Source organism: Amycolatopsis coloradensis (assembly GCF_001953865.1).
GTDB classification, from domain to species: domain Bacteria; phylum Actinomycetota; class Actinomycetes; order Mycobacteriales; family Pseudonocardiaceae; genus Amycolatopsis; species Amycolatopsis coloradensis.
Genome location: NZ_MQUQ01000006.1, coordinates 290,525 through 307,796, shown reverse-complemented (window position 1 = coordinate 307,796; position 17,272 = coordinate 290,525). Strand labels below are relative to the sequence as shown.

Sequence of the window (17,272 nt, the reverse complement as noted above, 5' to 3'; positions counted from 1 at the left end):
GTCGGATCCTAACGCCCGGAGTTCCGTCATGGCCCTGCTTTCGGGTGGTTCAGGGGACGCGCACGGCGGCGATTTGGGTCGCTTGCCCGATCAATCTGTTCTTCTCGTCCCAAAGCTCCGCGATCTCGTCCATCCGGTCGCCGCCTATCTGGCCCGCCCGCATCCGCACCCGGACCGGGCCGGGCGCCGGGATCCCGCGCAGGTACGCGGTGAACTGGACGGTCGGCGCCCAGCCCGCGATGCCGAGGTCGTAGGAGATCGGCGGCACAGGGTCGAGCGCCACGAGCAGGCTCACCGGATCCCAGTCGGTGCCGTCGGCGAGCCGCAACCAGGACGAGATGACGCCTTTCCGGGACGGCTGTCCCACCGCGAACCCCGCCGAGGACGGGTCGATCCGCTGTTCGACGACGTCCATCAGGCCGATGCGGAATCCGCCGCCACCGTCGGCGGGCACCGGCAGGCAGTCCTGCTCCGCCGGGATCTCGATCGGGTCCACTCCGGACCACCACGCGTCGCCGTCCGCCAGTACGCCCTGGGTGATCAGGGCCTCGGTGCAGGGCGTGCCGCGCTGGCTCAGCCGCGCGCGCACCTGGGTGAGGCCGCGGCCTTCGCGCAGTACTTCGACCTCGACGACCGCGGGACCGGCCTCCGGGGCCACCGAGAACGAGCCGCTGATCGCGGTCAGGTGCGGATGCGAGGAGACCTCGGCGGCGGCCTTGGCGAGGACGGCGAGCAGGTAGCCGCCGTGCAGTTTCGTCCCGATCGTCCACTGTGGATCGAGTTCGGTGTCGAATACCGGGTCGTCGCCCCGGCGGACCAGGGCGGTCGCGGTCTGGAAGTGCGCCATGACCCAAGCTGACACCGTCAAGTTGACGATGTCAAGTTGATGCTGGCAGCATCACGGTATGGGCGCGAAGCGGACGAAGGCGCGGCCGGGTGAAGGGGAGAAGCTGCGGGGCGAGATCCTCCTCGCCGCCGATGCCCTGCTCGGCGAGACAGGGACCGACGAGGCGCTGACGCTGCGGGCCGTCGCGCGGCGGACCGGCGTCTCCACGCCGTCGGTCTACGCGCATTTCCCGAGCCGCGATGCCTTGCTGGAGGCGGTCTGCCTGCGAGTATGGGACGAACTCGCGCACCGGATGCGTGACCGCGCCGCCGAGGTCGCCGACCCGATGCGCGCGCTCAGCCGCTGCGCGCGGGTGTACGCGCGGTTCGCCCTCGACCACCCGGTGCAGTACCGCGTACTCCTGATGCGCCCGTCCGGCGGCTCGTCTCCCGGCGCGGTGGCCTGTTTCCGGCACCTCACCGACGCGACAGCCGCCTGTGTGCGGGCCGGGATCCTGCGCGGCGAACCGGAAACCCTCGCGATGGGCCTCTGGTCGGCGATGCACGGCTGTGTGAGCCTGCTGATCGCCCAGCCGGGGTTCGACTGGCCGCAGGAGCCGGAGGCGCTGATCGACACCGTCATCCGGATGGCGGGGCTCGGCACGGCACTCGCCTGCCGGGTCCCGCGGGACGCGATTCCGCCGAGTGGCGTACTGGCCGGGGACCTGGACGGACTGGCGGCGGGCTGGGCGGCGTCGCGCGGTCGGACTGGTTAGGCTCAGCGCATGTCCGGGACCTCGACGGCCGACGAACGGCTCCAGGTGCTCGAGGCCATCACCGACACGGCGCTGGGACATCTCGGCCCGGACAAGGTGATCGCCACGATCCTCGCGCGCGTGCGCGAGGTGCTCAAGGTCGACACGGCCACGGTGCTCCGGCACGATCCGGACGCCCGGCTGCTCCAGGCCATCGCCGCCTCCGGGATCGAGGAAGAGGTCTTCCAGGACGTCCGGATCGCCGTCGGCGCGGGTTTCGCCGGACGGGTGGCCGCGGAACGGCGTCCGGTGATTCTCGACCACGTCGACGAGACCACCGTCGTCAACTCGCTGCTGCGGGAACGCGGGCTCCGGACGATGCTCGGCGTGCCGATGGTGTCCGGGGACGACCTGATCGGCGTGCTGCACGTCGGATCGGTGACCCAGCGCGAATTCCCCGAGGCCGACGTCGAACTGCTGCGGCTGGTGGCCACCCGGCTCGCGCTGGCGGTGCAACTCGAGGTCTCCGTCACCGATCGCGCCGCCGCGTCGGCGCTCCAGCGAGGACTGTTGCCGGGACGCCTGCCCACCGTCACCGGTATGCAGTTTTCCGCGCGGTACGTGCCGGGAACCGAACCCGGCGTCGGCGGCGACTGGTACGACCTGTTCTCGCTGCCAGGCGACCGCCTCGGCATCGTGATGGGCGACGTCGCCGGACACGGCCTCAACGCCGCCGTGATCATGGGACGGTTGCGCAGCGCGCTTCGCGCCTACGCGCTCGAATCGGACGACCCGGCGGAGGTGCTGTCCAAACTGGACCAGAAGGTGCAGCATTTCGAGCCGGGCGCGCTGGCCACCGTGGTGTACGGGCTGGTGCCCGCGTCGCGGGACAGCGTGGCGATTTCGCTGTCCGGCCACCTGCCGCCGATCCTCGCGGTACCCGGCCTGCCGTCGGTGTTCGTCGACGTCCCGGTCGACCCGCCCATCGGCGTCTCGGGGCCGCCGCGGCGAAGCACGGTGGTCGACCTGCCACCCGGCGCGGTGCTCGCCTTCTACACCGACGGTCTCGTGGAGCGCCGGGATCACCTGATCGACGTCGGCTTGCGGCGACTCGCCGGCGTGGTCACCCCCGACCAGCCCGGAGTGGTGTGCGCGCGGGTGATGGCGGCGCTCGTCGGCTCGACACCCGCGCAGGACGACATCGCCCTCCTCGTGGCCCGGCGCGAACAGGACTGAGTCACCGGACCGGGTGGCCGGCGCGGACGTTCTCGCCTTCCCAGCGGCCCTTCTCCTTGGCCAGATCGATCGCCGCCTGCCCCCGCTCGGTCATCAGTCCCCCGGCGATCAGCCGGGCGGCCCGCTCGCGATTGATCCGGCTCCACGAACTCCGGGGACGGCGCGGGGTGAACCGCAGCCGGGAACTGGTGGCGTCGTTCTTGCGGTGCAGCCCGTCGATCCAGCCGAAACACAGGGCCTGTTCCGTCGCCTCGTCGATGCGGATGCCGGGGATTCCGCTGTTCTTGTGCCGGATGATCAGCCAGACCGCCTTCTCGGTACCGGCGTTTTCGGCGAGCCACGCGCGCCACTCGGCGGGGGTGGCGGCGGTGAAGGTGGCCTCGTCCATGACCGGGTTCCTTTCGTCGTAACGTCTGTGACCATCATCGGAAGCAAAGCGCTCACCGAGTGAGCACTTTTCGAGCGGAGGTGGCCTGAGATGGAGATCTGGGTGAACCCGGCGTGCGCCAAATGCCGGTCGGCGGTGTCGATGCTGGACGAGGCGGGTGCCGAGTACACCGTGCGGAAGTACCTCGAAGAGCCGCCGACGACGAAGGAATTGAAGGCCGTCCTCAAGCGGCTCGGGCTCGAGCCGTGGGAAATCACCCGCACCACCGAGCCGATCGCGAAGGAACTCGGGCTGAAGACCTGGGGACGCGAACCCGCCGACCGCGACCGGTGGATCGAGGCACTGGTGACGCATCCGAAGCTGATCCAGCGGCCGATCATCACCGCCGACGACGGCACGGCCGTCGTCGCGAGGACCCCGGAGGCCGTCCAGGCGGTGCTGCCCCGCTGATCCTCGCCGAAAGTGTCGGTGGTCCTCGCTAGCGTTCCCCGCGTCGTCGAGCGTGGGAGGTCTGGGGTGGAGGAGCACGCTGAGGTGCCGCCGGGATTGGCGGACGCGGTGGTGCCGGTGGTGGCCGAACTGTTTCCGGTGCTGCTCGGCCGGATTCCGCGCGGTCCCACGGCGGCGCTCGGGAGGCTGGGCGCGCCGGAGACGGATCGGGACGTCTTCGCACTGCAGACCGGACCGCGGACGCGCGGTCCCGGCGAGTCGGCGGCGTTGAGTGGACTGCGCTCCCTCGGCGATCCGGTCTCCGAACGGCTGTTCGGCGCGCTCGAACTGACCCTGGAAGGGCTGCCCGCCGACGTCCCGGCCGAGGTCGAAGCCATGGTTCCCGGTCCGGACGCGACACCGCGGTCGTTCGGCTTCGGGATGATGGACGGGCCGAACGCCGCGACCGTCACCGCCGTGCGGCTGCTCGACCAGCTCCGGCCAGGGGTCTCGGGGCTGATCGCGGCGCTGGTCGCCGAACTCGCCGCGCACGAGGCCGTGGTCCCGTTGCTGACGCCCGGGCCGGAGTTCGACGACGAGGAGGAACTCGCCGCCGAACACGGCGCGGTGCATCTCGCGCTGGCCGTCGCGGTCGCGGTGCCGATCCTGCGGCGGGTCGATCCCCCGCTGCTCGCCGGGAAGCCCGCGGGCGTCGTCGGGGTCGCGCTCGGGGCCGTTTCGGCTCTGCTGAGCGAAAGCCCGATGCCTTCCGCGTACGCGGGCGTGCTGCTGGAGAAACGCAGGGCCGAGTACGTGCTGCCGAGATCCTCGTCGGGGTCCGCCGAGGTGCGCGGGCACCGGTTCACCCTGGCCGAGCGGCCGGTCGAGGGCGAAGCGGACTTCGGCGGAAACGGCCTCGCCGTCACGGTTCCCGGCGGTGTCGCCGTCCGGACCGGGCTCGCCGAGGGCCAGGTGAACGTGTCGACGCTGATCCTCGAAGGACCGCCGGACGCCGTGGCGCTCGACTGGTGGGACGAGGTGGTCGAGGTCTCGTGGTCCGCCGAAAAGGGGGACGCCACCTTGGGCGGTGGCGGTGCCCAGCGGTCGAAGACCCCGCCGTGGCCCGGGGATTTCCGGGTCCGGGTGCACGCGATCGGCCGGGACGGCGAAGAGCGGGAGCGTTACGAACTCATGCTTTGGGAGGCGCCGCCGGGGCCGGATGTCGTGCACAAACACAGTGACCGGCTCGGTCATGTCGTCCGCGGCGAGCCGGTGCCCGAGATCGAGACACCGCCGGAGGCCGTCTACCGATGGGTCGGTGAGAGCGCGCTCAGCGAGGCGGCGACGGTCACGGTGGTCACCGGCGCCTCCCCGGCGGAGGTGCTCCGGGGATTCGGTGCCGATCCGGCCGAGCCGGTGTCCGCGCTGGAACTTTCACAGGCCTTCGACCTCGACCCGTGGGTGATCGTGCTCCGCGTCGACGCAGGGGTGCTCGCCGTGGAGTTCAACGGCTTCCAGGGTTCGTACGGGCGGGTGCTGGAGTCGCTCTCGCGGGCGGGCCGGACGGCGAGTTTCTTCTGGAACGTCAACGCGGTGACCAGGTTGTCCTTCGCGGAAAAGGGGATCGTCCGCGCCGGGTTCGAACTCGGGTACGCGGAAGAGACCGAGGATCCCCGGGTGACCGAAGCCTTGGCGGGCCTGGACTTCGACACCTATCGCGACAGGCGCGCCAGGGCGTTCGTCGCTGTCGAGCGGTACACCGGCCACCGGTTGGTCGCCGAGGACATCGAACGGATGATGGCGGCCGACGTGGCTTACCGGATCGTGCCGCATCTGCCGGAGCTGTATCCCGAACCACGCGACGCCGACGGTTCGCGCAGGTTCCCCGGCGGCGGGCCGCTGGGGGCCGATACGGACAAGCTCGCCTTCCTGCCGGAGGAGACCCTGCGTAATTTGGCCTGGCACGCCGCCGAGGCGGCGGCCGAGGCGGCAGGCGTCGCCGAGGACCTCGTCGTCGCGGACACGCTGGCGCACCGGAGGCTGAGTCCGGAGGCGGAACTCCTGGCCAGGAGGTCGCAACTGCACGCGTACCGGGAGCACGCCTGGTTGTGGCAGGCGATTCATCAGGCGACCAACCCGGATCCGCTGAGCGCCGCTATCCGCGCGTTGGACGCGTCGCGGTACGCGGCCGGTGCCTCGGCGGCGGATCTGCTCGACCAGGCCCGGCGGCTACTGGGCTGACCCGTCAGTTGGCTTCGCCCGCCGCCGTCCGCTCGTCGGTCAGCACCCGCAGTCCCGGCAGTAGCGCGAGGATCAGCACTGCCATTACCGCGAACACCGGCCGCAGTCCGACGACTTCGGCGAGCAGCCCGCCCGCCACGGCGCCCAGCGGTTTCGTGCCCCACGCGACGACTCGGTGGCCGCTGGTGCCCCTGCCCAGCAGATGGTCCGGGATGATCCGCTGCCGCAGCGAAACGACGACGACGTTCCACACCACGGTCCCGGCCCCGCCGAGGAAGAACACCGCGCCGATCACGTACGGATTCGTGGTCAGCGCGGGGATTCCGACGAGTACGGCGCCGGTGAACAGGCCGAGGACCAAGGCACGGGACCGGCCGAGCGCGCGTTCGATCCGGTCGGCCGCGAATGACGCCGCGAAGCCGCCCAGGGCGATGGTCGCCAACAGGAAACCGTAGGCCTGCTCCGACAGCCCCATCGCCGAAGACGAGCCCACCGCGTAGAGCACGAAGAGGGTCAACCACGCGCTCGTGGCGAAGTTGAAGCCGCCGACCATGATCGCCATGACGCGGAGGAACCGGTTCCGCCAAAGGAAACGCAATCCCTCGGCGAGATCCGCGCGCACGCTCGTGTCCCGGGTTCGCCCGGCGCGGAACGATCCCGGGACGAAGAAGAGTGCCGCGACCGCGACGGTCCAGAGCACCGAAGAAGCCGTGAAAGCGGCGAAAGCCCCTGCTGCCACGAGGAAACCGCCCAACGGTGGGCCGACGAACTCGTTGGCGGTCAGTTCTCCGGCGTAGAGGCGGCTGTTGGCCCGCGTCAGCTGGTGGAGGCCGACGACCTGGGGCAGGATCGCCTGCGCCGCGGTGTCGTGGACCGTTTCCGCGATCCCGATTCCCAGCGCCATCGCGTAGAGCAACCAGATCGACCCGAAGCCCAGCGCGGCCGCCGCCGCGAGGACGGCGAGCAGGATCGCCCGGAGCACGTTGGCGGTGAGCATCGCGTGACGGCGGTCGACCCGGTCGACGAGCACCCCGGCGTGCAGGGCGAACACCAGCCACGGCAGGGACAGCGCGAACCCCAGCCCCGCGATGAGCGCCGGCGACCGGGTGAGCTGGACGGCCACCAGGCTGAGCGCGACCTTCACCACGCCGTCGGCCAGGTTCGACAGGCTCGAGGAAGTCCACAGCCGCCAGTAGGCGGTCCCCAGCGCGGTCATCGATGGAGAATCGCACATCGATGGAGAAAACTCCATCGATGTTCCGTTTCTCCATCGGTCGGCTACGCTACGTCCATGGACGATCAGGTCGCCGCCAGGGTCGCGGAACGTCGGCGCGAGGCGACGGCACGCGAGGCCAAGGCACTCGGCCATCCGCTGCGGCTGCGCGTCCTCCGGCTCTGCGGGCAGCGGGAACTGACCAACAAGGAACTCGCCGACCGGCTCGGCAAGGACCCCGGAACGGTGCTCTACCACGTGCGGCAGCTGGCCGAAGCCGGCCTGCTGGAGCAGGCACCGGTGCGAACCGGCGTCAGCGGCGCGCTCGAGAAGCCCTACCGCACCGTCGGCAAGACCTGGTGGCTCGACGGTCCGCTCAACGACGAGGACGCCGACACCCGGTTCGGCCCGATCGAGGCGTTCCAGGACGAACTCCGCGAGGCCGGACCCGCTTCGGTGCGAGTGGTCGAGCGGTTCGCGCTGCATCTGTCGCCGGAGGAGGTCACCGAACTCGACAACCGCATCCTCGACATCCTCGACGAGTACATGGCCACCGACCACCGGCGGCTCGACCGGCCCCTGCTGAACGGGATCTTCCTCCTGCACCGTCTGACCGAATGACCGATCACGCAGACGTCGCCGGGGGCTGAAGGAGCTTTCGCCGCATGCGATGCGGGGAAAGCTCCCTCAGCCCGCCGTCACGCCAGCTTGCGGAAGAAGTCCCGGAGGTCGCCGATCAGGAGGTCCGGCGCGTCCTGGGTCGCCCAGTGGCTGCCGCGGTCGAATTCCTGCCACGAAACGATGTTCGAGTGGTCGCGTTCGGCGAAGCGCCGTAACGGCCGGAAGTCGTGGGCGAAACTCGCCAGCCCGGTCGGTGCGGTCGTCGGCTCGCTGGGGTGCTCGGTGTGCTTGTCCTCGTAGTAGAACCGGGCCGCCGAGGCCGCCGTGTTGGTCAGCCAGTACAGCGTGGCGTTGGTGAGCACGTGGTCGTCGCTCGTGCCCGCCAGCAGTTGCGCGCTCCAAGCCAGCTGCCCGGTCGGCGAATCGGCCAAAGCGTGCGCGAGGTTCTGCGGCGCGCTCTCCTGAAGTTTCGCGTAGCCGGACATGTCGTCGTTGAAGGTCTGGAGGAACTGCATGTACTCAAGTTCCTTCTCGGTCATGCCCTCGAACTCCGCCGGGTCGCCGCTGGGGAACGAGAACAGCTGCGTGACGTGCACGCCGATGACGTGGTCCGCGTCGGCGCGGCCGACCTCGGGGGCGACGAACGAGCCGGCGTCGTTCCCGTGCGTGCCGTAGCGCTCGTAACCCAGCCGGCGCATCAGTTCGGCCCACGCCTGGGCCGTGCGGTAGCGGTTCCAGCCCTTCTCGCGCGTCGGGCCGGAGAAACTGAACCCGGGAAGCGACGGGATCACCACGTGGAAGGCGTCCGCCGGATCCCCGCCGTTCGCGCGCGGATCGGTCAGCTGATCGATCAGGTCGAGGTACTCGAAGACCGAGTTCGGCCAGCCGTGGGTGAGGATCAGCGGCGTCGCGTCCGGCTCCGGCGAGCGGACGTGCAGGAAATGGATGTTCTGCCCGTCGATCTCCGTCGTGAACTGCGGGTAGCGGTTGAGCTTCGCCTCCCACGCGCGCCAGTCGTAGCCGTCACGCCAGTACGAGACCAGGCGCCGCACGTACTCCAGCGGCACGCCGTACTCCCAGCCCGGCGTGACCGGTCCGCGCTGCACCCCGTCGGTCACCTGGTCGGCGGGCAGTTCGTTCGCCCAGCGGACCCGGGCGAGGCGGTCGGCCAGATCGTCCAGTTCGGCCTGCGGGACGTCGATGCGGAAGGGCTTGATCTCGGTGTTTGTGCTCATAGGACCAAGGTAGAGTCTCATTAGGAACATTCCGTTCCTAATGAGGGAGCAGGCTGAAGAAATGTTGGAAACCTCGGCAAGACTGCTGCGTCTGCTCTCCCTGTTGCAGACACCCCGTGACTGGACCGGCGCCGAATTGGCCGGACGCCTGGAGGTGAGCGCGCGGACGATCCGCAACGACGTCGAGCGGCTGCGCGCGCTCGGCTACCCGGTGAACGCGACCCGCGGGTCCGTCGGCGGCTACCGCCTCGGCGCTGGCGCCGACCTGCCGCCGTTGCTGCTGGACGACGAGGAGGCCGTCGCCGTCGCGATCGGCCTGCGCACCGCGGCGGGCGGCACCATCACGGGCGTCGAGGAGACGTCGTTGCGCGCGCTCGCGAAGCTGGAGCAGGTGCTGCCGTCCCGGCTGCGGCGACGCGTGAACGCGTTGCAGGCGTACACGATTCCGGTGCCCCGTGACGAGCCCGGCCCGCGCGTCGATGCCGGGACACTGACCGTGCTGACCGCCGCCTGCCGGGATCGCGAGGTGCTGCGGTTCGGTTACCTTGCCCACGACGGGTCGGAGAGCGTCCGGAAGGCCGAGCCGTACCGCCTGGTCAACTGGGGACGCCGTTGGTACCTCGTCGCGTGGGATCTCGACCGTGCCGACTGGCGCACGTTCCGCGTCGACAGGCTCACTCCGCGCGTTCCGACCGGCCCGCGCTTCACCCCGCGTGACCTGCCAGGGGACGTCACGGACCGGGTGCGGCGCGGCGTCTCGTCCGCCGCGTGGCGGTACCGGGCCGACGTCACCGTGCACGCGCCCGCCGACGAGGTGACCGCGCGGATCAACCCGGCCGTCGGCACGGTGGAGGCCGTCGACGAAAGTACGTGCGTGCTGCACACCGGCGCCGACAGCATCGAGACCCTGGCCGTCCACTTGGGACTCCTCGGGCACCCCTTCACGGTCACCGAACCCCCGCGACTGGTCGACTACTTGCGTACCTTGGCCGACCGGTATCGCGACGCGACCGAGTCCGCCCGCGAGTAGTCCTCTGGTCGCGGGCAACCCGCGTGACCGGACGCGGAACACGCCGCCGCGCGGTGTTCCGTCCTCAAGTACGCGAGTTCCGTTTCCGGGCACGGGAGATCAGTGCGCGAAGGTGGTCAGGAACCGGTCCCGGAAAGCGTTCATCCGCCAGATCGGCGCGTTCCGGTCCGGGTTCAGGCCCTCCTGCCAGTTCCACCCGGCGATCTTGTCGAGTACGGCCTTGTCCCGCGTGACGACGGTGATCGGGACGTCGCGATCGGCGCCCTCACCGGCGACGATCGGGTTCGGCTGGTGGTCGCCCAGGAACACCAGCACGAGATCGTCGTCCCCATACGTCTCGACGTACGAGATCAGCGAGTTCAGCGAGTAGGCGATCGAGTCGCCGTACGCGCCGCGCACCTTGGCCGGGTCGGTGAAGACCTCGTCGGGCGTTTTCCCTCGCGAAGGCATGGGATGGTAGATCGAACCGTCGCCGACGGCGGTCCAGTCGACCAGCCGGGGGAGCGGTGTCCACGGCCAGTGACTGGTGACGAGGTCGATTTCCGCCATCAGCGGCGGGCGGCCGGGCTTCGCGCGTTCGGCGCGCTGGAAAGCCGAAAGCGTGAACTGGTCCGGCATCGTGGCGTAGGAGAACGGCGGGCCGCGGTACCCGATGCCGCGCGAGTCGTAGTAGCGGTCGTAGCCGTAGACCTCGCCCTCCGGCCAGTCCTCGGTATGCGCCGGAACGACGCCGACGGTGTCCCAGCCCGCGCGTTCGAACGCGCCGCCGAGGGTGAACCGGTCGCTCTTCACGAAGTCGTCGTACCGGTGCTGGCTGTCGACCCAGACGCCGGACTGGAACGTCGAATGCGCCAGCCAGCTGCCCGCGCTCGTCGTCGGCGACGTCAGGAACGCGCTGCGCGAGCCGTACCCGGCGCTTTCCAGCCGCGCCGTCCCGGCGTCGAGGACCGCGTCGACCTTGGGCGCGATGTCGGAGTCCTGGACGGCCACCCGCCCGTAGCTCTCGACGAAGGTGAACAGGACGTCCTTGCCGCGCAACGCGTTCAGCAGTCCGGATGGCGGAGTGTCGCGAAAGGCGTCGACGGCGACTTCCTCGGCGAAGGCCTCTCGGTCCCGGATGCCGGCTCGCACCTGGCGGAGGTCCTCGTAGGCGTAGGCGACCGCGCTGCGCGACGCGAGCGGCTGCCCCGGAGCGAGCTGTACGCCGAACACCGCGCACACGATCCAGATCACGCTGAGCGTGGCGACCACCCGGGCCGACGCGGTGCGGTGCCCGGCCGCCACCCGGCTCAATCGCAGGACGGCCAACGCCACCAGCACGAGCACGACCACGGCCAGCAGCGTCAGCCCGAGGAAGGTCGCGATCGCGCCGGTCCGGCCGATCGACGTGCCGAGGAGGTCGACGCCGTTGCCGAGCACGCCCCAGTCGAACACCGGGTCGAACCGCCGGTCCAGCGCGAGCCCGAAGCCGATGTCGATGGCCTTGACGACGGTCAGGAGCCCGAGGACCGCCCCGGCCGACACCGCGACGATCCGCCGGGCGCCGTCGCGCAGCATGAGCACGACAGCCACGCCGAGCAGCGCTTCCACCGGCAGCCGCACGAACGCCTCCGGCGTCAGCCTGTCGAGGTCGCCCGGCACGAGCAGGGCGAACAGCACGAGGACGGCCGAGAGCGTGGTCGCCGCGCTGGTCGCGATCTCGCCCAGCGCCGTCCGGTCATCCGGCAGGCCCGCCAGGGCGGGGCGAGTGAAAACGGACAACTCGGGTTCCTTTCCGGGCGAGGGCCTTCATCGGGTTACACGGAAGGCGGGTCCGGGCGGTTCACCGGCGGGTAGTCTGCGCCGGTGAGTGACGAGATCTGGGCCGCCCTCGCGGCGACACCCCTCGAAGAGGTGCGACGGCGTGCCGCGGTGATCGACGCGCTCACCGAGATCACCCCCGCCGAGGTGGACGGTGCGAAGCGGTTCGCCTGGAACGACGGCGGCGGACAGTCGGCCGCCTGGTATTTCACGCCGGACGAGCGCGCGCTGTTGCTGACCTTCGACCACGAGTCGGAGTTGAACCTGTTCGCCGAGGAGGACTACTCGGTGCAGGAGGCGCTCTATGGCGGTGTCCCCGAAGACCTCGTCAGGCTGGTGCGGAATCGTCCCGAGAACTACGAGTCCCTGAACCTCGTCGACGCGGAGACAGGAGCGACGATCCTCTACGCCGGTGGCGTGTTCTGGTTCGACGGTGAACGGTGGCATCAGGCCGAAGGCTTCCTCGACCACTGCCGCCGGGAAGGCCTGGATCCGCTGGGCGAGTCGGGATTCACCTACTGCCTCGGCGTCTACCGGTTCGGCGAGGAGTTCGCCCCCGGCCAGCACGGCTGACGCTCAGCGCACGATCTTGGCCCCGCTGTGGCACCGTTCCAGGAATGAGCCTGCACCTGGGTCCCCTGCTGAGACACGTCGACGAGACCTCGGCGACGGTGTGGGTCGAGACCGGTACCGCGAGTGAGGTCGAAGTCCTCGGCACGACCGCGAGGACGTTCGAGATCCACGGCCACCACTACGCCCTGCTGGTGCTCACCGGGCTCGAACCCGGCACCCGCACCGAGTACGAAGTGCGCGTGGACGGCGAAAAGGTGTGGCCGGAGGCGGGATCGGCGTTCCCGCCCAGCGTCATCCGAACGCTGCCGGAGAACGAGTCCCGGCTCCGGCTCGTGTTCGGTTCCTGCCGCAAACCGCATGACGGCGACGTCTACGGCCCGGACGCGCTGGCCGCGTACGCCCGCCGGATGGCGGACGGGCCGGAAACCGAGTGGCCGCAGGCGTTGCTGATGCTCGGCGACCAGGTCTACGCCGACGAGACCACCGACGAAACGCAGGAATGGCTGAAGCAGCGCCGTGACACCTCGAAGCCGCCGGGCACGGAGGTGACGGATTTCGAGGAGTACACCCATCTCTACCTCGAGGCCTGGGGTGAACCGTCGATCCGCTGGCTGCTGTCCACCGTGCCGACGTCGATGATCTTCGACGACCACGACGTCCGCGACGACTGGAACACCTCGTACACCTGGCAGCGGTGGATACGCGCGCAGCCGTGGTGGCAGGAGCGGCTGCGCGGTGCGATCATGTCGTACTGGGTCTATCAGCACCTCGGGAACCTCGGCCCCGCCGAACTCGCGGAGGACGAAACCTTCCAGAAGGCCGTCACCTCCGGCGGGGACAACGCCGACCTGCTCGTCGCGTTCGCCGACGAGGCCGACAACGAACGCGACGGCACCAAGGGCGCGCGCTGGAGTTACCGTCGCGACTTCGGCAAGGTGCGGCTGCTGGTCATCGACAGCCGCGCGGGCCGGATCCTGGCGGGCGGCATCCGGTCCATGGTGGACGACGACGAGTTCGACTGGATCGAGGACAACGCCGCCGAAGCCTGCGACCACCTGCTCATCGGGTCGTCGCTGCCCTGGCTCCTGCCGCCGGTGATCTCCCACCTCCAGTCGCTGAACGAGCGGGCCTGCGAGCGGCCCGGAAAGCGCGGACGGCTCGCGGAGAAGATCCGGCAGGCGGGCGACCTCGAACACTGGGCGGCGTTCCGCGCGTCATTCGACCGGCTCGCCGCGATGATCGCGCGCGAAGGACGGCGGGAAGACCCACCCGCCACCATCGCGGTGCTCTCCGGCGACGTCCACCACGCCTACATCGCCGAGGCGCGCTACCCCGAACCGGTGACGTCGGCGGTCTACCAGCTCACCTGCTCACCGGTGCACAACGCGATGCCGAGACCGCTTCGGTCGGCCTTCGCCCGCACCTGGTCGCCCCGGCTGGCGTCCCTCGCCCGCCGGTGGGCGGCGCGGGGCGGCGTCGAACCTCTTCCCCTCGACTGGCGGAAGACGTCGGGACCGCACTTCGGCAACGTCATCGCCACGGTCGAGACCACCGGCAGATCCGCCGTCACGACGATCGAACAGGCCACCGATGACGGGCTGATCGAGGTGGCTCGGCAGAGGCTGGCTTGAGCCGGTTGCGCGCTCGGTAATATCGCCGCGTGACCACCTCTGCCGAAACACTCGAGTTCCAGTCGGAGGCACGTCAGCTGCTTCAGCTGATGATCCACTCGATCTACTCGAACAAGGACACCTTCCTGCGGGAACTGGTGTCCAACGCCTCCGACGCACTGGACAAACTCCGCCTCGAAGCGTTCCGCGACAAGGAACTCGAGGCGGATACCGACGATCTCCACATCGAGATCGACACCGACTCCGAAAACCGCACTCTGACCGTGCGGGACAACGGAATCGGGATGAGCCGGGACGACGTCGTCGCGTTGATCGGTACGATCGCTAAATCCGGCACCGCCGAATTCCTGAAGAAGTTGAAGGAAACGAAGGATTCCGCGGCCTCGCAGGACCTGATCGGCCAATTCGGCATCGGGTTCTACGCCAGCTTCATGGTGGCCGACAAGGTCACGCTGCTGACGCGCCACGCGGGGTCGGACGAGGGCGTCCGATGGGAGTCCGAGGGCGAAGGCACGTACACCATCGAGACGGTCCCGGACCTGCCGCAGGGCACGTCGGTCGTCCTGCACCTCAAGCCCGAGGACACCGAAGACCAGCTCTTCGACTACACCTCGGCCACGAAGATCAAGCAGATCGTCAAGAAGTACTCGGACTTCATCACCTGGCCCATCCGGATGACCGAAGGCGAAGAGGTCGTCACGGTCAACTCGATGAAGGCGCTGTGGGCCCGGTCCTCCAGCGACGTCACCGAAGACGAGTACAACGAGTTCTACAAGCACGTCGCGCACGACTGGAACGACCCACTGGAGACGATCCGGCTCCAGGCCGAGGGCACCTTCGAGTACCAGGCGCTGCTGTTCCTGCCGGGGCACGCGCCGCTCGACCTGTTCATGCGGGAGCGCAAACGCGGCGTCCAGCTGTACGTGAAGCGCGTCTTCATCATGGACGACTGTGAAGCGCTGATGCCGGAGTACCTGCGCTTCGTGAAGGGCGTCGTCGACGCGCAGGACCTCTCGCTCAACGTCTCGCGCGAGATCCTGCAGCAGGACCGGCAGATCCAGCTGATCCGCCGTCGCCTGGTCAAGAAGATCCTCTCGACGGTCAAGACCCTCATGGCGGACGAGAACCCGTACAAGTACGAGACGTTCTGGAAGGAGTTCGGCCGCGCGGTCAAGGAAGGCCTGCTGGACGACTTCGAGAACCGCACCGCGATCCTCGACATCTGCTCCTTCGCGTCGACCAACGATCCGGAGAAGCTGACGTCGCTGCGCGAGTACGTCGAGCGGATGAAGGACGGCCAGGAGCACATCTACTACCTGACCGGTGAGTCGCGGCAGAGCATCGAGAACTCCCCGCATCTGGAAGCGTTCCAGGCCAAGGGCTACGAGGTGCTGGTGCTCACCGATCCGATCGACGAGATGTGGGTCGACGCGGTCTCCGGGTACGAGGAGAAGCAGTTCCAGTCGGTCGCGAAGGGCGAGGTCGAACTCGACGACACCAGCGACGAGCAGAAGGAAGAGTTCTCCGGGCTGCTGACCTGGCTGACGACTTCGCTCGCGGAGCAGGTCAAGGAGGTCCGGCTCTCGACGCGCCTGACGACGTCTCCCGCCTGCATCGTCGGTGACACGAACGACGTCACCCCGACGCTGGAGAAGATGTACCGCGCGATGGGGCAGGAAATGCCGCAGATCAAGCGGATCCTGGAACTCAATCCGGGCCACCCGCTGGTCGCCGGGCTGCGGTCCTCGTTCACCGAGCACGGTGAGAGCGAGGGGCTCGCGGAGACCGCGGAACTGCTCTACGGCATGGCTTTGCTCGCCGAGGGCGGGGAACTGGGCGACCCGGCCCGCTTCACCAAGCTGCTGGCCACCCACCTCCAGAAGACCCTGTAGCCGAAGTACATGAAGGCCCCCTTCCTTGTGCCTAGGTACAGGCTTGGGTTCTAGTGGTGGTTGCAACACCTGATTTGTTCAGGGGTTGTGTTGTTCGAGATTCGTGGGGATCGGTCGCCTCAGGGGCCGAGGCGGCTGGTCGCTGAGCGCTGCGCTTATCTTGATCTTGTGGCGCAAGGGATGGGCACCGCGCAGGCGTGCCGGGTCGTGGGGATCAACCGCCGGACCGGGTATCGGTGGCGGCAGGGTCGTGTGAGTCAGGCGGGGCGGGATACCGGTCGGTGTTCCGTCCCGCCGTCGCGTGTGGAGCCTGAGTTTCCCGTGCCTGAGCAGCCGCCGGAAACCGGCCTGCCGGTTCCGGCCACCCGGTTTCTGTCCTCCGACGAGCGGTTGCTGATCGCGGATCTGGTGCGGGCCGGGCATGGCCCTCGGGAGATCGGCCGCCGGCTTGGCCGTCCGGCCTCGACGGTCAGCCGGGAACTGGACCGCAACGCCGACCCCGCCAGCGGTGAGTATCGTCCCTATTCCGCGCAGGCCCGGGCCGAAGCCCGCCGGCCCCGCCCGAAACCGGGCAAGATCGCGACCAACCCTGAACTGCGGGACCGGATCCAAGACATGCTGGATGACCGGTGCAGCCCGGAACAGGCCAGCAAACGGTTGCGCCGTGATCACCCCGACCAGCCGGAGCTGCACGTGGCCCACGAAACCATCTACCAAGCCCTGTATGTCCAAGGCCGCGGCGAGCTGCGCCGCGAACTCAAAGCCGCGTTACGCACCGGCCGCACCCAGCGCAAACCCCGCGGCAGCGGCGAGCAACGCCAACCCCGGTTCACCGCACCCATGGTGATGATCAGCGACCGCCCGGCCGAGGCCGACGACCGCGCCGTCCCCGGCCACTGGGAAGGCGACCTCATCATCGGCGAGAACGGCGCATCCGCGATCGGCACCCTCGTCGAACGCACCACCCGCTACGTGATGCTCGTGCACCTCGGCCAGTCCCGCACCGCCGAACACGTCCGCGACGCACTCATCACCACCATCAGCACACTGCCCGAACACCTGCGTCGTTCCCTGACCTGGGACCAAGGCGCGGAAATGGCGCGACACCACGAATTCAGCATCGCCACCGCCATGCCCGTCTACTTCTGCGACCCACACGCACCCTGGCAACGCGGCACCAACGAAAACACCAACGGCCTGCTCCGCGAATACTTCCCCAAAAGCACCGACCTCAGCATCCACACCCCCGACGACCTCGCCGCCGTCGCCGCCCAACTCAACCGCCGCCCACGCAAAACGCTCGACTGGGACACCCCAGCCGAGCGCCTAGCTAAACTCCTAGCCAAAACCAGTTGACCACCCGTGTTGCAACAACCCCCCGAATCCACCAGGAAGGGGGCCTT

15 protein-coding genes are annotated in these 17,272 nt (G+C 69.2%); 10 read left to right on the top strand and 5 right to left on the bottom strand.

Annotated elements, in window-relative coordinates; genetic code table 11:
* Positions 1 to 49 precede the first annotated feature (49 nt).
* Complete coding sequence (locus tag BS329_RS14765) at positions 50 to 862, bottom strand: thioesterase family protein (protein WP_244197168.1); 813 nt, start codon at positions 860 to 862, stop codon at positions 50 to 52.
* A 43-nt stretch (positions 863 to 905) separates the two neighbouring features.
* Between BS329_RS14765 and BS329_RS14760 the strand changes: the two genes are divergently transcribed.
* Both BS329_RS14760 and BS329_RS14755 read left to right on the top strand, forming a co-directional pair.
* The gene (locus BS329_RS14760) at positions 906 to 1,601 is read left to right on the top strand and encodes a TetR/AcrR family transcriptional regulator (RefSeq protein WP_076160844.1); all 696 of its coding nucleotides are present in this window, start codon (positions 906 to 908) and stop codon (positions 1,599 to 1,601) included.
* Positions 1,602 to 1,610: 9 nt separating this feature from the next.
* Entirely contained in the window at positions 1,611 to 2,816 is a 1,206-nt protein-coding gene (locus BS329_RS14755) for a PP2C family protein-serine/threonine phosphatase (RefSeq protein WP_076160841.1), read from the top strand.
* Between the two features lies 1 nt (position 2,817).
* Here the strand turns inward: BS329_RS14755 and BS329_RS14750 are convergent, their stop codons facing one another.
* Positions 2,818 to 3,204 carry a YdeI/OmpD-associated family protein gene (locus tag BS329_RS14750; RefSeq protein WP_076160838.1) on the bottom strand — a complete coding sequence of 129 codons (387 nt, stop codon included), beginning with the start codon at positions 3,202 to 3,204 and terminating at the stop codon, positions 2,818 to 2,820.
* 90 nt (positions 3,205 to 3,294) lie between these two features.
* On the opposite strand from BS329_RS14750, the gene BS329_RS14745 reads away from it, so the two are divergent.
* Positions 3,295 to 3,654: an arsenate reductase family protein gene (locus BS329_RS14745; RefSeq protein ID WP_076160835.1), complete on the top strand. Its 360-nt coding sequence runs from the start codon at positions 3,295 to 3,297 to the stop codon at positions 3,652 to 3,654.
* 66 nt (positions 3,655 to 3,720) lie between these two features.
* Complete coding sequence (locus tag BS329_RS14740) at positions 3,721 to 5,874, top strand: DUF6461 domain-containing protein (protein ID WP_076160832.1); 2,154 nt, start codon at positions 3,721 to 3,723, stop codon at positions 5,872 to 5,874.
* 4 nt (positions 5,875 to 5,878) lie between these two features.
* On the opposite strand, the gene BS329_RS14735 is transcribed toward BS329_RS14740, so the two are convergent.
* Entirely contained in the window at positions 5,879 to 7,090 is a 1,212-nt protein-coding gene (locus tag BS329_RS14735; RefSeq protein WP_244197159.1) for an MFS transporter, read from the bottom strand.
* A 75-nt stretch (positions 7,091 to 7,165) separates the two neighbouring features.
* Between BS329_RS14735 and BS329_RS14730 the strand changes: the two genes are divergently transcribed.
* Positions 7,166 to 7,708 (top strand): ArsR/SmtB family transcription factor, encoded by a 543-nt coding sequence (locus BS329_RS14730; protein ID WP_076160826.1) that lies wholly within the window; start codon positions 7,166 to 7,168, stop codon positions 7,706 to 7,708.
* A gap of 77 nt (positions 7,709 to 7,785) precedes the next feature.
* Here BS329_RS14730 and BS329_RS14725 read toward each other — a convergent pair whose 3' ends face one another.
* Positions 7,786 to 8,943: an epoxide hydrolase family protein gene (locus tag BS329_RS14725; protein ID WP_076160824.1), complete on the bottom strand. Its 1,158-nt coding sequence runs from the start codon at positions 8,941 to 8,943 to the stop codon at positions 7,786 to 7,788.
* A 61-nt stretch (positions 8,944 to 9,004) separates the two neighbouring features.
* Between BS329_RS14725 and BS329_RS14720 the strand changes: the two genes are divergently transcribed.
* Positions 9,005 to 9,973, top strand: a complete 969-nt coding sequence (locus tag BS329_RS14720) for a helix-turn-helix transcriptional regulator (protein ID WP_076160821.1) — start codon at positions 9,005 to 9,007, stop codon at positions 9,971 to 9,973.
* 99 nt (positions 9,974 to 10,072) lie between these two features.
* Here the strand turns inward: BS329_RS14720 and BS329_RS14715 are convergent, their stop codons facing one another.
* A complete protein-coding gene (locus tag BS329_RS14715; RefSeq protein WP_084749704.1) occupies positions 10,073 to 11,734 on the bottom strand; it encodes an alkaline phosphatase family protein in 1,662 nt (553 codons plus the stop codon).
* An 84-nt stretch (positions 11,735 to 11,818) separates the two neighbouring features.
* Here BS329_RS14715 and BS329_RS14710 point away from each other — a divergent pair, with 84 nt between their 5' ends.
* The 4 genes from BS329_RS14710 (at position 11,819) to BS329_RS14695 (ending at position 17,225) form a co-directional block, all read left to right on the top strand.
* Positions 11,819 to 12,346, top strand: a complete 528-nt coding sequence (locus BS329_RS14710; protein WP_076160819.1) for a hypothetical protein — start codon at positions 11,819 to 11,821, stop codon at positions 12,344 to 12,346.
* 44 nt (positions 12,347 to 12,390) lie between these two features.
* Complete coding sequence (locus tag BS329_RS14705; protein WP_076160816.1) at positions 12,391 to 13,977, top strand: alkaline phosphatase D family protein; 1,587 nt, start codon at positions 12,391 to 12,393, stop codon at positions 13,975 to 13,977.
* 29 nt (positions 13,978 to 14,006) lie between these two features.
* Complete coding sequence (gene htpG / locus BS329_RS14700; protein WP_076160813.1) at positions 14,007 to 15,869, top strand: molecular chaperone HtpG; 1,863 nt, start codon at positions 14,007 to 14,009, stop codon at positions 15,867 to 15,869.
* 180 nt (positions 15,870 to 16,049) lie between these two features.
* Complete coding sequence (locus tag BS329_RS14695) at positions 16,050 to 17,225, top strand: IS30 family transposase (protein WP_425266364.1); 1,176 nt, start codon at positions 16,050 to 16,052, stop codon at positions 17,223 to 17,225.
* Positions 17,226 to 17,272 lie beyond the last annotated feature (47 nt).

Excerpts from the sequence above, each read along its gene's own strand:
- BS329_RS14760 (WP_076160844.1), top strand. The coding sequence starts at position 906 with ATGGGCGCGAAGCGGACGAAGGCGCGGCCGGGTGAAGGGGAGAAGCTG.
- BS329_RS14755 (WP_076160841.1), top strand. The coding sequence starts at position 1,611 with ATGTCCGGGACCTCGACGGCCGACGAACGGCTCCAGGTGCTCGAGGCC.
- BS329_RS14750 (WP_076160838.1), bottom strand. The coding sequence starts at position 3,204 with ATGGACGAGGCCACCTTCACCGCCGCCACCCCCGCCGAGTGGCGCGCG.
- BS329_RS14745 (WP_076160835.1), top strand. The coding sequence starts at position 3,295 with ATGGAGATCTGGGTGAACCCGGCGTGCGCCAAATGCCGGTCGGCGGTG.
- BS329_RS14735 (WP_244197159.1), bottom strand. The coding sequence starts at position 7,090 with ATGACCGCGCTGGGGACCGCCTACTGGCGGCTGTGGACTTCCTCGAGC.
- BS329_RS14730 (WP_076160826.1), top strand. The coding sequence starts at position 7,166 with ATGGACGATCAGGTCGCCGCCAGGGTCGCGGAACGTCGGCGCGAGGCG.
- BS329_RS14725 (WP_076160824.1), bottom strand. The coding sequence starts at position 8,943 with ATGAGCACAAACACCGAGATCAAGCCCTTCCGCATCGACGTCCCGCAG.
- BS329_RS14720 (WP_076160821.1), top strand. The coding sequence starts at position 9,005 with ATGTTGGAAACCTCGGCAAGACTGCTGCGTCTGCTCTCCCTGTTGCAG.
- BS329_RS14705 (WP_076160816.1), top strand. The coding sequence starts at position 12,391 with ATGAGCCTGCACCTGGGTCCCCTGCTGAGACACGTCGACGAGACCTCG.
- BS329_RS14695 (WP_425266364.1), top strand. The coding sequence starts at position 16,050 with ATGGGCACCGCGCAGGCGTGCCGGGTCGTGGGGATCAACCGCCGGACC.